Below are 14,042 nucleotides of genomic sequence, written 5' to 3'. Positions count from 1 at the left end.
CCCGCCTGCTACTGCGGACGGGGCCGTGATCGGGAGTCTCAGCCGATGCTCGAGGACATGGACTGGATCACCGGCTGCATCATGTGCGCGTTCATGTTGTGCATCACCCACACCGAACCCACCACCACGATGGCGATGATCAGCAGCGAGAACACACCGATCGACAGGTTGCTGCGCTGTTCCGGGGCAGTCCCCATATGCAGGAAGAACACCAGCTGCACCAACAGCTGCACGACACAGAACACCACGATACCCGGCACCACCAGGTGCTGCGGCACCGCTCCGCTCATCACGCAACCGAACGAGAGCACCGTGAGGACCAGCGACAACACGAAGCCGACCGTATACGACTTCAGGGTGCCGTGTGCATTGTGCTGGTGAGCATTGGAATGACCATGCTGACTCATGTCAGAGCACTCCCATCAGATAGACAAAGCTGAACACGCAGATCCACACCAGATCCAGGAAGTGCCAGAACAGACTCAGACACGACAGACGGCGCTGCACCGCATCGTTGAGGCCGAACTTGCCCACCATATGCATCATCAGCACCAGCCAGATCAGGCCGCAGGTGACGTGCAGGCCGTGCGTGCCGACCAGGCCGAAGTACGCCGACAGGAACGCGCTGTGGTCCGGGCCCGCATGTTCAACGGTAATCAGGTGATGGAACTCATAGACTTCCATGCCCACGAAGCCCGCACCGAACAGGAGGGTGACGAACAGCCAGGCGATCACCTTGTTGCGGTGGCCGGCGTGCATGTTCAGCATCGCCAGGCCGAAGGTGAAGCTGCTGATCAACAGCAGCATGGTTTCACCGAACACGTACTTGAGATCAAACAGCTCCTTGCCAGACGGGCCACCGGCAGTGGCGTGCCCCAGCACGGCGAAGGTCGCGAACAGGCCTGAGAAGATCAGGCAGTCGCTCATCAGATAGATCCAGAAACCCAGCAGGGTCTTGGAGCCGTCATCGTGATGCTCGTGATCAGCGCCGTGTGCGGCGACGCCGTGGTTAGCGGTAATAGCAGCAGAACTCATGACTTAAGCCACCTTCTGGCCGGCCGAGGCCGGATCCACGTTTTCGATCAGCTTGTGCAGCGGCACCAGGCGAGCGCGCTCGATCTTCTCGACCTCGGCGCCCGGCACGTAGTAGTCCACATCCGTGTCGTAGACCCGGCTAATGTACGTACCGATCATTCCGACCAGGCCGCCAATGGCGAGCCACCAGATATGCCACACCAGGGCAAAGCCCAGGACCGTGCCGAATGCGGCCATGATCAGGCCCACGCCGGTATTGCGCGGCATATGGATGTCGGCGTAACGCTGGTGCTGCTTGTAGGCGCGCTTGTGCTCCTTGTCCGCCCAGAACTGATCCAGTTCTTCCACTTCCGGCAGCACGGCAAAGTTGTAGAACGGTGCCGGCGAACTGGTGGACCACTCCAGCGTGCGGCCACCCCACGGATCGCCGGTGAGGTCGCGGTTCGCGGCGCGATTGCGGATGCTCACCGCAAACTGCAGCAGCATGAAGCCGATGCCCAGCGCGATGAAGCCTGCACCAGCGGCGGCCACGATCAGGTAAGGCTGCCAAGCCGGATTTGCATAGTGGTTCATGCGGCGCGTCATGCCCATCAGGCCCAGCACATAGAGCGGCATGAAGGCCATATAGAAGCCGACCACCCAGCACCAGAACGAGGCTTTGCCCCAGCGCTCTTCCAACTTGAAGCCGAACGCCTTCGGGAACCAGTAGTTGATCGCCGCGAAGCAGCCGAACAGCACGCCGCCGATGATCACGTTATGGAAGTGCGCGATCAGGAACAGGCTGTTATGCAGCACGAAGTCCGCACCCGGCACCGCCATCAGCACGCCGGTCATGCCGCCGATGGTGAAGGTCACCATGAAAGCCACCGTCCACATCATCGGCAAGGTGAAGCGGATGCGGCCGCGATACATGGTGAACAGCCAGTTGAACAGCTTCACGCCGGTCGGTACCGAGATGATCATCGTGGTGATGCCGAAGAAGGCATTCACATCGGCGCCCGAGCCCATGGTGAAGAAGTGGTGCAGCCACACCAGGAAGGACAGCACGCCGATACACATGGTGGCGTACACCATCGACTTGTAGCCGAACAGCGGTTTGCCCGAGAAGGTTGCGACGACCTCCGAGAACACACCGAAGCACGGCAGGATCAGGATGTACACTTCCGGGTGACCCCAGATCCAGATCAGGTTGACGTACAGCATGGCGTTGCCGCCAAGCTCGTTGGTGAAGAAGTGCATGTCCAGGTAGCGGTCAGCCGCCAGCAGCGCCAGCGCCACGGTCAGCACCGGGAATGCCGCCACGATCAGGATGTTGGTGACCAGCGCCGTCCAGGTGAACACTGGCATCTGCATCAGCTTCATGCCAGGCGTGCGCATGCGCAGAATGGTCACGACGAAGTTGATGCCGCTTAGCGTTGTACCCAGGCCGGATAGCTGCAGCGCCCAGATGTAGTAATCCACACCCACCGTAGGACTGAACTTCAGTTCCGACAGCGGCGGATAAGCCAGCCAGCCGGTAGCGGCGAAGTCGCCCACGAACATCGACAGCATGACCAGCACCACACCCGAAGCGGTCATCCAGAAGCTGAATGAGTTCAGGAACGGATAGGCCACGTCGCGCGCGCCAATCTGCAGCGGCACGACCAGGTTCATCAGGCCCACCACAAACGGCATGGCCACGAAGAAGATCATGATCACGCCGTGGGCGGTGAAGATCTGATCGTAATGGTGCGGCGGCAAGTAGCCTGCCGCATCCGCCGAGGCGATCGCCTGCTGGGCGCGCATCATGATGGCGTCGGCAAAGCCGCGTATGAGCATCACGATCGCCAGGATGACGTACATGATGCCGATGCGCTTGTGATCCACCGAGGTGAACCATTCGCTCCACAGATAGCCCCACTTGCGCGTAAGGGTCAGCCAGCCGAGCAGCGCCGCCATACCCAGAGACACCATCAGCAGGGTGCCCATAATGATCGGCTCATGGAAAGGAATGGCCGATAGAGAAAGTTTTCCGAACATGGCCTACTCCGGAGCCTTGACTTGATCGATATGCGAGGGGATGGCGCTGGCCTGCGCAGGCTCGGAGCCGATCTTGTCCATCTTCATGTCACCCATGTACTGGGCGATGATGCTGTTGAACAGGCCCGGCTTGACGTTGGTGTAGTACGTCACCGGCACCTTCTCGCTCGGCTGTGTCAGCGCGTGATAGGTCTGGCCGTCCAGGCTCAGCTGGCTGGCTTTGGCCTTGTTGATCCAGTTTTCAAAGCCCTGCTCCGACGTCGCGATCGCGGTGAAATGCATGTCGGAGAAGCCCTCGCCGCTGTAATTGCTGGAGAGGCCTGCGTAATTGCCCGGCTCGTTCGCAATCAGATGCAGCTTGGTCTCCATGCCCGCCATCGCGTAGATCTGGCTGCCGAGCTGCGGGATGAAGAAGGCATTCATCACCGAATCGGAAGTGATCTCGAAATTCACCGGCACGTTGGCCGGGAAAGCAAGCTCGTTGACGCTGGCCACGCCGTAATCCGGATAGATGAAGACCCACTTCCAGTCCATGGACACGGCCTGGATGGTGATCGGCTTGGCCTGAGACTCCAGCGGCTTGTATGGATCAAGCGAATGCGTGGTGCGCCAGGTAAGCGTGGCGAGGATCGCGATGATGATGCACGGGATCGTCCACACCACCACTTCGATCCCGGTCGAATGCGACCATTTCGGAGCGTAGGTGGCCTTGGTGTTGGAAGCGCGGTAGCGCCAGGCGAAGATCAGGGTCATCGCAATGACCGGGATCACGACCACCAACATCAAGCCCGTGGCAATCAGGATCAAAGATTTTTCCTGTATGCCAATGTCACCCTTCGGTGACAGGACATCCAAGTTGCAACCGCCGAGAAACACGGCGAAGCCTGCGCATGACCAACGCAAGGCGGACACGAGGGAACGCTTGTTCACGAACGACTCTTAGACGGGCTGTTAGGGATTTTGTCGTGGGGACGACTTCATAAGGATATCGCGCCGCAGCAAGTTGTGACTAGCCCGAGGCAGAATGTCGCGGCTGAAACAGGCGCGTAATATCTCGCTTGATGTTGTGGATGCACTCACCTCGACAACCGAATCAACAGCGTGCGTGAGAACGCAAAGTACTGAATTTGCACGCGCGCAGAGGACCGCCATAACTGCTGCTACCATGCGCCCATGAGCACTCCGATTCCCGCCCGTATTGCCGCCCTGCGCGAAGCCATGGCACGTCACGGCGTTGCTGCCTGCCTGGTTCCCACGGCTGATCCACATCTTTCCGAGTACCTGCCCGCGCATTGGCAGGCGCGCGAGTGGCTGTCCGGCTTCAATGGTTCGGCCGGCACCTTGCTCGTCACCGCCAACGAAGCGGGGCTGTGGACCGACTCACGCTACTTCTCGCAAGCAGAACAACAGCTTGCAGGCACTGGTATTGCGCTGATGAAGCAGCGCATCGCACACGCGCCGGAGCACCTCACCTGGCTGCAACAGCATCTTCATCAAGGTGACGTCATTGCGGTGGCGGGCGACAGCATCTCCGTCGGCACGCAGCGACAGATCGAGAACCTGCTCGGCGGCGTCGGCATCAAGCTGCGCGTAGATCTGGATCTTCCGGCCATGATCTGGCCCGAGCGCCCCGCCCTGCCCAGGGCACCGGTGATCGAGCATGCGTTGGATTACGCTGGAATGTCGCGTGGCGAAAAATTCGACAAGCTGCGCCATGCGCTACGCAAGCAGCACGCTACCCATCACCTGGTATCCAGCCTCGATGACATCGCCTGGCTGACCAACCTGCGCGGCAGCGATGTCGAGTGCAACCCGGTGTTCCTTGCTCACCTGCTGGTGGAAGCAGACGGTGCATCGACACTCTTTATTGATCGCAGCAAACTCAGTGACAGCCTGGTTGCCGCCTTGGCGAAAGAGCAGGTCCGCATCGCCGACTACGCCACGCTCGGCGACGCGCTGGGCGAACTCGGTGCAAGCCATACGCTGCTGTTCGATCCAGGCCGCGTGGTCAGCGCGGTCCTGCAAGCAGTCAAACCGCAGGTAAAGCGCATCGAAGGCGCCAATCCCTCGACGATCTTCAAGGCCTGCAAGAGCAAGACCGAGCTCAACCATATCCGTGAGGTGATGCGTCGCGACGGTGCTGCGCTGGCGCGCGCGTTCCGTCGGCTGGAAGAACGCCTCACCGCGGGCATGACCCAGACCGAACTGGATGTGGATACCCTGCTGCGCGAGGAACGTTCGGCCCAACCGAACTTCGTCGGCGAAAGTTTCGCCACCATCGCGGGCTACATGGAAAACGGCGCGCTGCCGCACTACCGCGCGACACCGGAAGCACACAACACCCTGCAACGCCACGGCCTGCTGCTGATCGATTCCGGCGGGCAATACCTTGGCGGCACCACGGACATCACCCGTGTGCTTGCCCTGGGACCGACCACCTCCGAACAGCGACGCGATGCCACCCTGGTCATGAAGGGCATGATCGCCCTGTCACGCGCACGCTTTCCCAAAGGCGCGAGTGGCCCGCAACTCGATGCACTGGCGCGCGCGCCGCTCTGGGCCGCCGGCATGGACTATGGCCACGGCACCGGCCACGGCGTCGGTTACTTTCTTAATGTCCACGAAGGGCCGCAAGGCATCCGTCCGCCGGTAGCCGGCGGAGCGCTGGTGCCGCTGGAACCCGGCATGATCAGCTCGATCGAGCCCGGCTTGTATAAGCCTGCCCGCCACGGTATCCGGCACGAAAACCTGGCTGTGGTGGTCGAAGCCGATCTGACCGAGTTCGGTGAGTTCTACGCCTTCGAAACCCTGACGCTCTGCCCGTTCGACCGCCGTGCGCTCGAACCTGGCTTGCTCAATCCCGATGAACGGGCCTGGCTGGACGATTACCATGCCTCGGTGCGCGCCGCGCTTGCACCGCTGCTGGAAGATGCCGATCTGGCGTGGCTCGAAAAGCACTGTGCACCGATTTAAGCACGACGCTTACTCCCTCTCCCCTCCGGGGAGAGGGCTGGGGTGAGGGGACAACCTCGCCAGAAAGCTTGAATGTCGCTATTTGAATATCAGAGCGGGCTTCACGTTGTTCATGTAGTTCAAGGCAAGCGCGACCCCTCACCCCAACCCTCTCCCCGGAGGGGAGAGGGAGTAAAGCGTGCCGCACGCTTGACGTTCCAGACCGACCCAACCATTCTCCCGCGCCAGCCTCTATGACTTTCCACGCATGAGCAGTCGCTACAACGCCGCCGATATCGAAGTCCTCTCTGGCCTTGACCCAGTCAAGCGCCGGCCTGGCATGTACACCGACACCACGCGCCCGAACCACCTGGCGCAGGAAGTGATCGACAACTCGGTGGACGAAGCACTGGCGGGTCATGCCAAGTCGATCGAGGTGATCCTCCACACCGACGGCTCGGTGGAAGTGACGGACGATGGCCGCGGCATGCCGGTGGATATCCACCCGGAAGAAGGCATCCCCGGCGTCGAGCTGATCCTTACCCGCCTGCATGCGGGCGGCAAGTTCTCCGGCAAGAACTACAACTTCTCCGGCGGTCTGCACGGCGTGGGCGTTTCGGTCGTGAACGCGCTGTCGAGCAAGGTGGAAGTCACCATCCGCCGCGACGGCAACGAATACCGCATGGCCTTCGCCCATGGCGATCGCTCCAGCCCGCTGGAAACCCTCGGCACCGTACCGAAGAAGAAAACCGGTACCACGGTACGTTTCTGGGCAGACCCTAAATACTTCGACACGCCGAAGATCTCCCTCTCCAAGCTCAAGCACCTGCTGCGCGCAAAAGCCGTGCTGTGTGCCGGACTCAACGTCAAGCTCACCGATGAAGCCACCGGCGAAGTCAGCGAGTGGTATTACGAAGACGGCCTGCGCGATTACCTGCGCGGCGAACTCGACGGCGCGGAGTGCCTGCCGGCCGACCTGTTCGTACACCACATTGCGCGCGAAACGGAAGGTTTGGACGTCGCCTTGACCTGGCTGCCTGAAGGCGAGCTGGTGCAGGAAAGCTACGTCAACCTGATTCCGACGGTGCAAGGCGGCACGCATGTCAACGGCCTGCGTACTGGCCTGACCAACGCCGTGCGCGAGTTCTGCGACATCCGCAACCTGTTGCCACGCGGCGTGAAACTGGCGCCGGAAGACGTATGGGAGCGGCTCGCCTTTGTCCTTTCGGCCAAGCTGCAGGATCCGCAATTCGCCGGCCAAACCAAAGAACGCCTCTCTTCGCGCAACGCCGCTGCACTCGTTGAAAGCGTAGTGCATGATGCTTTCAGTCTGTGGCTCAACCAGCACGTAGATCTCGGCGAGCGCATTGCGCAACTCGCGATCGAGCGTGCCAGCGCGCGCCTGAAGGCGGCCAAGCAGGTGGTTCGTAAAAAGATCACCCAAGGCCCCGCCCTGCCCGGCAAGCTGGCCGACTGCACCGCCACCGATCTCACCCGCACCGAACTATTTCTGGTGGAAGGCGACTCGGCCGGCGGCAGTGCCAAGCAGGCCCGCGACAAGGAATTCCAGGCCATCCTCCCGTTGCGCGGCAAGATCCTCAATACCTGGGAAGTGGAATCCACCTCCGTACTCGCCTCGGAAGAAGTGCACAACCTCGCCGTCGCGATCGGTTGTGATCCGGGCAAGGACGATCTGAGTGGACTGCGTTACGGCAAAGTGGTCATCCTTGCCGACGCCGACTCCGACGGCCTGCACATCGCCACCTTGCTGAGCGCCCTCTTCCTGCGGCATTTCCCGGCACTCGTGCGCGAGGGCCACATCTTCGTCGCGATGCCGCCGCTGTTCCGCGTCGATGTGGGCAAGCAGGTGTTCTATTGCCTGGATGAAAACGAAAAGGCGGCGATGCTTCAGCGCATCGAGCGCGAAAAGATCAAAGGCCAGGTCACCGTGACCCGCTTCAAGGGCCTTGGTGAAATGAATCCGTCGCAGCTGCGCGAATCCACCATCTATCCCGACACGCGCCGCCTGGTGCAACTCACGGTGGAAGACAACGAAGGCACCGCCAAGCTGATGGACATGCTGCTGGCCAAGAAGCGCGCCAGCGACCGCAAAAACTGGCTGGAAGAAAAAGGCGATCTCGCCACCCTGGAAGTATGATTTTGATTTGCAGCCATGCCCCGAGCCGTGAGGGGCATGGCCAAGCAGCACTACCGACATACCATCCATGTTCACGCCGCCTGAAGCGGCTTTTTTTGCGCTCATGGATTGGAACGTTTGCCAGGACGAAGTTTGCGCGGTGACCGCTGGCACTAGCGCCGTATCGGCGTTATCGTGGCGGCCTCATCCGTTGGATCCGCCGCATGTCCCTGCTGCCACCCTTCGATCTTCAGCGCTGGATAGACGAGCACCGCCACCTGCTCAAGCCGCCGGTGGGAAACAAATGCATCGTCGATGGCGACTTCATCATCATGATCGTCGGCGGTCCGAACGCGCGCACCGACTATCATCACGACGAAGGTCCGGAATTCTTCTACCAGATCGAAGGCGAGATGGTGCTCAAAGTGCAGGATGATGGTGTTGCCCGCGACATCCCGATCCGCGCCGGCGAGATCTTCTATCTGCCTCCGCGCGTACCGCATTCACCGCAGCGTATGCCCAACTCCATCGGCATGGTCATCGAACGCCGCCGGCTCGCCCATGAGAAGGACGGCCTGCTGTGGTTTTGCGAAAAATGCAATCACAAGCTTTACGAGGAATACTTCGTCCTGCAAAGCATCGAAACCGACTTCCCGCCGGTATTCGATCGTTTCTATGCGTCACGCGAGCAACGCACCTGCAACGCCTGCGGCCATCTCAATCCTGCACCCGCACGCTACGATTAACGACGCGTCAGCCATTTACGCGCCATCCGGCGCAGCGACTCATCCGTATCATCCGCATCGGCCAGGGCGCGAATCGATACCCACGCCAACTCCAGGGATTCATCGCTGACGACAAACGCATCGTCAGTACCAGCGTGCACAACGTGGCGCACGTCGTAGTGCCAATGACCTGGCTCGTTTTTGCGCTCAGGTATCCAGTGGCGATCGACATCAAAGATCTCCGGATCCACGCGCAAGCCACTCAAGCCTGATTCTTCGTGCGCTTCACGCAAGGCCACCCCGGCAAGATCGCTGTCGCGGTCGGCGTGACCGCCCAACTGTAGCCACCGGTTCAATTTACGGTGATGCGTCAGCAGCACCTTTTCACCGTCGGCACTGACCAGCCACGCCGAACCCGTGAAGTGTCCCGCCTGGTGCTCGCGATCAAAAGGACGCTCCGTCTCGTCCAGAAAAGCCATGCAGGCGGCGACATGTGTATCGCCCACATGATGATCGGCATAGCGATGCAACAACTCTCGCAACTTCATTTACAACCCCTTGTGATGGCTCAACCGTGGAACAACGAATCCATCGGACAAAATCGCAATCGATCTTTTTAGATCATCGAAAAATCCAAGAAACCTGCCGAAACAGGGCGATTTTAGGACTCATATGATAGATCAGCTAAAACGCAATCATTAGCTTGAGTCGTGCACGTCGACTCGCGCTGATCGAGTCGATGCCTCCCCTCAACGACACGATCAAGGCGCCCCGATGACACGCTTCAAACGCAAAGTCGGTTCACTCGCATTCCTGCTTACCCCTGCCCTGTGGTGTGGTCATGCCATGGCTTCGGATTCCTCATTCAATTTTACCGGGCCGTTGCTGACATCCAATCCGATGACCGTTCCCAACGGCACGCTGGTGATCGAGCCCTACTTGATGCAATACAAGAGTGACTCTTTCTACGACAGCCAAGGCAATGAGCACTCGTCCGGCGCCAGCGTACGGCAGTGGCAGACGCTGGTGCCGTTCTTTTACGGCATCACCGATCGCTTCCAGGTACAAGCGACGGTCGGCGCGGCACATACGATGTCTGGAGGCTCGAGCACCCATGGCTGGGGCGTCACCGATACCACCGTCGGCGCCCAATATCTGCTGCTGGCACCAGGCGAAGGCAACAAGGGTCCGGCTGTATCGGTCAACTATTCGCATCGATTCCCAACCGGCGCCTATGACCGGCTCGAAGAGAATCCGCTCGACGCCATCGGCAACGGTGCCGATGTCGACACGTTCTCGCTGATGGTGCAGCAATACGCATGGCTACCCAATGGTCGCCCGCTGCGCTTCCGCGCTGTGGTGTCCTACAGCCTGCCGCCAGGCCGCGTCGATCTAAGGGGCGCCAATACCTATGCCAGTGACGTGCCGCGGGATTTTCGCGGTGGCATCCGTCTGGGCGATGCGTTCGGCATTTCCACGTCAGCTGAGTACAGCATCAATCCGCAATGGGTGCTGGCGATGGATCTGGCCTACAACCGTACCGGCTCATCCATCCTGAAAGGCGCCTCGGGTGCAGGTGTGCTTGAAATTCGTAGCTCGTCGCGCGACGTCTACAGCCTGGCACCGGCCATCGAGTACAACTTCAATGACCGCTTCGGCCTGATCGGCGGCGTGCAGTTTAGTTTCGCCGGCCGTAACAACGATGCCTTCATCACACCGATGGCTGCGTTCAACATGGTGTTCTGAGGCACTTGCGCGGAAAAACACTTTCCTGCGCAAGTGCCATCCGACTTCGTAAGAAGACGATGTTTCACCCAAGGCTGCTGGATCCTTTCTTGGTTCGGCCATTTAGCCGCAATGCAGCTTGTCCCCCCGCCCATCGCTAGGCTATGGTTGACCGATACGTCGGTTCGTCGTGTCTGCTTGCCACACCCTCGATGAGCGAAACGTCCGTTCTCACGGGAGCACTTATTTAATGCTATTCAAGCGTGTCAAGCCACTTGACCAGATCCTGGCCACTGCCGAAAAAAAGGCACTCACCCGACAGCTTGGCGCGTTCCAGCTCACGATGTTGGGCATCGGCGCCATCATTGGCACCGGTATTTTCGTACTCACGGCGGAGGCCGGGCAGAAAGCCGGCCCGGGCATGATGATCTCCTTCGTCATTGCCGCCATCGTCTGCGCATTGGCAGCGCTGGCCTACGCCGAGCTTGCTTCGATGGTTCCAGTGGCAGGCTCTGCCTACACCTATACCTATGGCGTACTCGGCGAAGGTCTCGCCTGGGTCGTTGGCTGGGCGCTGGTGCTTGAATACACCATTGCCGCCAGCACGGTGTGCGTTGGCTGGTCGGGTTATGTGAATGGCTTGCTGGCGCACGCGGGGCTCGGGCTCCCGGATTTCTTGCGCGCAGGTCCGATGGATGGCGGCACGTTCAACCTGCTCGCCTTCCTGATCGGACTGCTGATCACCTTCCTGCTGGTCATCGGCACCTCAAAGTCGGCAAAGGTCAACACCGTTCTGGTGATCATCAAGGTTATCGCGCTGACTGCTTTCATTTTCGTCGCGCTGCCGGCCGTCAAGGATCCGAACTTCAAGCCGTTTGTGCCAAACGGCTGGGGCAGCCCGATGGGCGGCATTGGCGTGCTGGGCGCAGCCGCTTCCATCTTCTTCGCTTACGTTGGCTTCGATGCCGTCTCGACCGCTGCCGAAGAAACCAAGAATCCGAATCGCAACATTCCGATTGGCCTGATCGGCTCGCTCGGCGTATGTACCGTCTACTACCTGCTGGTCAGCTACAGTGCTATCGGCTCGATCGGCGCTCAACCGATCATGGGGCCCGATGGCCTGGCACTGCAGCCCGGCACACCTGAAATGGCGGCCGCCTGCAAAGCTTCCGATGCACTGGTGTGCAGCAAGGAAGCATTGGCCCATGTGCTGCGCATGCTCAACCACAATCAGATGGGCAACCTGATCGGACTTGCTGCCGGCATTGCACTACCGTCGGTCATCCTGACCATGACCTACGGACAGACGCGCATTTTCTTCACCATGGCGCGCGATGGCTTGCTGCCGCAGTCGCTCTCCAAGATCCACCCGCGTTTCCACACGCCGCATGTGATTACCCTCATCACCGGCATCTTCGTCTCCATCTTCGGCGCGCTGTATCCGGTCGGCCAGTTGGCTGACATCACGAACTCGGGAACCCTGTTCGCCTTCATGATGGTGGCGATTGGCGTGATGGTGCTGCGCGTAACGCAGCCCGATCGCAAGCGTCCGTTCCGCACACCGCTGGTCTGGTTTGTGTGCCCGCTGGCCGTACTTGGCTGTCTGTTGCTGTTCGTCAACCTTCCGCTCAAGACGTTGGAAGTGTTCTTCGGCTGGGGCATCGTAGGTCTGGTCGTCTACTATCTCTACGGCTACCGCAAGAGCCATCTGGCCAACGGCACCGAGCCCACCTGAGGTTACGTGCCTCGCTGATCGAGTAAATCCTGTCCGGCACGGTACTCACACCGTGCCGGCTTTATTTCAGGGAGCCCTATGCTCAAACAGTTGTTCGCCCGCAAGACTGACTTCTCCGATGACGCCGATAGCTCCCACGGCCCCAGCCTGCGGCGAACGCTCGGCCCATGGGGGATCACCGCGCTAGGTATCGGCGCAGTGATCGGCACCGGTATTTTCGTCGTCACGGGTCAGGCAGCGGCGGATCACGCCGGCCCGGCCGTACTGATCTCTTTTATCCTTGCGGCCATCTGCAGCGGTTTCACCGCGCTGTGCTACTCCGAATTCGCCACGCTGATTCCGATTTCCGGCAGCTCCTACTCCTACGCCTACGCCACCCTCGGCGAGCTGGTGGCGTGGTTCATCGGCTGGAATATGGTGCTGGAATACGGCATCTCGGCTTCCGCGGTGGCGGCGAGCTGGACCGGCTATTTCACCAGCCTGCTCGACCATATCGGCATCGAGTTGCCGGTAACCCTCACCGATGCGCCTTTCGCGTACACCAACGGCGCACTGGTTTTGACGGGACACCTGATCAATCTACCTGCCGTAGCGATCGTGCTGGCACTGACCTGGCTGTGCTACATCGGCATCCGCGAGTCGGCCGGCATCAATTTGATGATGGTGCTGCTCAAGGTTGGCCTGATCATCATCGTGGTCGTCGCCGGTTATCGCTACGTGAATCCGGCGAATTGGCACCCGTTCATCCCGGTAGCACAAGGCAACCACAAATACGGGTGGGACGGCATCATGCGCGGTGCCGCGATGGTGTTCTTCGCCTATATCGGCTTTGAGGCGACATCCACCGCGGCGCAGGAATGCAAGAATCCGCAGCGCGATCTTCCTTTCGGCACGCTGGTGTCACTCATCATCTGCACCGTGCTGTATCTGGCGATGGCCGCCGTATTGACCGGCCTGATCTCCTACACGCAACTCGGTACGGATGAGCCGGTCGTCACGGCCATCAAGGTGCACCCTGAACTCGGCTGGCTGCGCCTGATCGTCGAGGTCGGCGCCATGATCGGCCTGTCGTCGGTGATCCTGGTGATGATCATCGCCCAACCGCGCATCTTCATGATCATGTCGCGTGACGGCCTGCTGCCCAAGGTGTTCAATCGCATCCATCCGAAACACCGCACGCCGCATCTGAACACCATCATCACCGGTGTCGGCATTGCCGTCCTCGCGGCGTTGTTCCCGCTCGACTTGCTGGCCAACCTTACGTCGATGGGCACGCTGATCGCCTTCGTCGCCGTGTGCGCAGGCGTGTTGATCCTGCGCTACACATCCCCCGAGCTGCCGCGCACCTTCCGTGTGCCGTGGGCGCCGGTGATCTGCACTGCCGGGGTGCTCAGCTGCCTGGCCCTGCTGTCCACCATGGACTGGTTCAACTGGGCCCTGATGGGGGTCTGGACCCTGATCGGCTTCGCGATTTATTTCACCTATGGGGTTCGCCATAGTCGCCTGCGTCTTGCCAATGGCTCAGCCAAGTAGTGATCGTCGGCGATCTCCGTCAAAAAGCCGACATCTGTGGCGTACAGTCAATATCTTGTCGTAAACAGCCTTTTAATGATTTGAATGTATCGCTTTGAATTTTTCTAGCAAATCATTGATTTAAAACAAAAAATAATTCGACCCTCACAAATTTCCCGTCGCGGTTCGCCCCATTTCGACC

General features: G+C 60.1%; 11 protein-coding genes. 6 read left to right on the top strand and 5 right to left on the bottom strand.

The genetic code is table 11. The annotated features are described in order from the left end of the window. Nucleotides 1-38: 38 nt before the first annotated feature. The 4 genes from cyoD to cyoA are packed head-to-tail and all read right to left on the bottom strand — an operon-like array spanning nt 39 to nt 3,984. Nucleotides 39-407: a cytochrome o ubiquinol oxidase subunit IV gene (cyoD, locus tag ISP19_RS20675; RefSeq protein ID WP_204684293.1), complete on the bottom strand. Its 369-nt coding sequence runs from the start codon at nt 405-407 to the stop codon at nt 39-41. Nucleotide 408: 1 nt separating this feature from the next. Further along, complete coding sequence (gene cyoC / locus ISP19_RS20670) at nt 409-1,035, bottom strand: cytochrome o ubiquinol oxidase subunit III (RefSeq protein ID WP_204684292.1); 627 nt, start codon at nt 1,033-1,035, stop codon at nt 409-411. 3 nt (nt 1,036-1,038) lie between these two features. Then, a complete protein-coding gene (gene cyoB, locus ISP19_RS20665) occupies nt 1,039-3,054 on the bottom strand; it encodes a cytochrome o ubiquinol oxidase subunit I (RefSeq protein ID WP_204684291.1) in 2,016 nt (671 codons plus the stop codon). 3 nt (nt 3,055-3,057) lie between these two features. Then, nucleotides 3,058-3,984: a ubiquinol oxidase subunit II gene (gene cyoA / locus ISP19_RS20660; protein ID WP_204684290.1), complete on the bottom strand. Its 927-nt coding sequence runs from the start codon at nt 3,982-3,984 to the stop codon at nt 3,058-3,060. A 243-nt stretch (nt 3,985-4,227) separates the two neighbouring features. Here cyoA and ISP19_RS20655 point away from each other — a divergent pair, with 243 nt between their 5' ends. From ISP19_RS20655 to ISP19_RS20645, 3 genes are all read left to right on the top strand, one after another. Further along, nucleotides 4,228-6,027, top strand: coding sequence for an aminopeptidase P family protein (locus tag ISP19_RS20655; RefSeq protein WP_204684289.1), 1,800 nt, complete (start codon nt 4,228-4,230; stop codon nt 6,025-6,027). Between the two features lie 247 nt (nt 6,028-6,274). Next, on the top strand, nt 6,275-8,164 hold the full coding sequence (gene parE, locus ISP19_RS20650; protein ID WP_204684288.1) for a DNA topoisomerase IV subunit B: 1,890 nt from the start codon (nt 6,275-6,277) through the stop codon (nt 8,162-8,164). A gap of 203 nt (nt 8,165-8,367) precedes the next feature. Then, a complete protein-coding gene (locus tag ISP19_RS20645) occupies nt 8,368-8,889 on the top strand; it encodes a 3-hydroxyanthranilate 3,4-dioxygenase (RefSeq protein WP_204684287.1) in 522 nt (173 codons plus the stop codon). Here ISP19_RS20645 and ISP19_RS20640 read toward each other — a convergent pair. Then, entirely contained in the window at nt 8,886-9,416 is a 531-nt protein-coding gene (locus ISP19_RS20640) for an NUDIX hydrolase (RefSeq protein WP_204684286.1), read from the bottom strand. The two genes, ISP19_RS20645 and ISP19_RS20640, sit on opposite strands and share 4 nt — an antisense overlap. Before the next feature lie 226 nt (nt 9,417-9,642). Between ISP19_RS20640 and ISP19_RS20635 the strand changes: the two genes are divergently transcribed. The 3 genes from ISP19_RS20635 to ISP19_RS20625 all read left to right on the top strand — a co-directional run bounded on the left by ISP19_RS20635 (nt 9,643) and on the right by ISP19_RS20625 (nt 13,861). Continuing rightward, nucleotides 9,643-10,614 carry a transporter gene (locus ISP19_RS20635; RefSeq protein ID WP_204684285.1) on the top strand — a complete coding sequence of 324 codons (972 nt, stop codon included), beginning with the start codon at nt 9,643-9,645 and terminating at the stop codon, nt 10,612-10,614. A gap of 229 nt (nt 10,615-10,843) precedes the next feature. Further along, a complete protein-coding gene (locus tag ISP19_RS20630; RefSeq protein WP_204684284.1) occupies nt 10,844-12,328 on the top strand; it encodes an amino acid permease in 1,485 nt (494 codons plus the stop codon). Nucleotides 12,329-12,406: 78 nt separating this feature from the next. Next, nucleotides 12,407-13,861, top strand: a complete 1,455-nt coding sequence (locus ISP19_RS20625; RefSeq protein WP_204684283.1) for an amino acid permease — start codon at nt 12,407-12,409, stop codon at nt 13,859-13,861. Nucleotides 13,862-14,042 lie beyond the last annotated feature (181 nt).

It is taken from the genome of Dyella flava, from assembly GCF_016904955.1.
Lineage (GTDB): Bacteria > Pseudomonadota > Gammaproteobacteria > Xanthomonadales > Rhodanobacteraceae > Dyella_B > Dyella_B flava.
This window is presented reverse-complemented; position numbering and strand designations above follow the sequence as displayed.

What these genes read in the sequence shown, in the direction of transcription:
- ISP19_RS20645 (WP_204684287.1), top strand. Translation starts at nt 8,368, where the DNA reads ATGTCCCTGCTGCCACCCTTCGATCTTCAGCGCTGGATAGACGAGCAC.
- ISP19_RS20655 (WP_204684289.1), top strand. Translation starts at nt 4,228, where the DNA reads ATGAGCACTCCGATTCCCGCCCGTATTGCCGCCCTGCGCGAAGCCATG.
- cyoD (WP_204684293.1), bottom strand. Translation starts at nt 407, where the DNA reads ATGAGTCAGCATGGTCATTCCAATGCTCACCAGCACAATGCACACGGC.
- ISP19_RS20635 (WP_204684285.1), top strand. Translation starts at nt 9,643, where the DNA reads ATGACACGCTTCAAACGCAAAGTCGGTTCACTCGCATTCCTGCTTACC.
- cyoB (WP_204684291.1), bottom strand. Translation starts at nt 3,054, where the DNA reads ATGTTCGGAAAACTTTCTCTATCGGCCATTCCTTTCCATGAGCCGATC.
- ISP19_RS20630 (WP_204684284.1), top strand. Translation starts at nt 10,844, where the DNA reads ATGCTATTCAAGCGTGTCAAGCCACTTGACCAGATCCTGGCCACTGCC.
- parE (WP_204684288.1), top strand. Translation starts at nt 6,275, where the DNA reads ATGAGCAGTCGCTACAACGCCGCCGATATCGAAGTCCTCTCTGGCCTT.
- ISP19_RS20640 (WP_204684286.1), bottom strand. Translation starts at nt 9,416, where the DNA reads ATGAAGTTGCGAGAGTTGTTGCATCGCTATGCCGATCATCATGTGGGC.
- cyoC (WP_204684292.1), bottom strand. Translation starts at nt 1,035, where the DNA reads ATGAGTTCTGCTGCTATTACCGCTAACCACGGCGTCGCCGCACACGGC.
- ISP19_RS20625 (WP_204684283.1), top strand. Translation starts at nt 12,407, where the DNA reads ATGCTCAAACAGTTGTTCGCCCGCAAGACTGACTTCTCCGATGACGCC.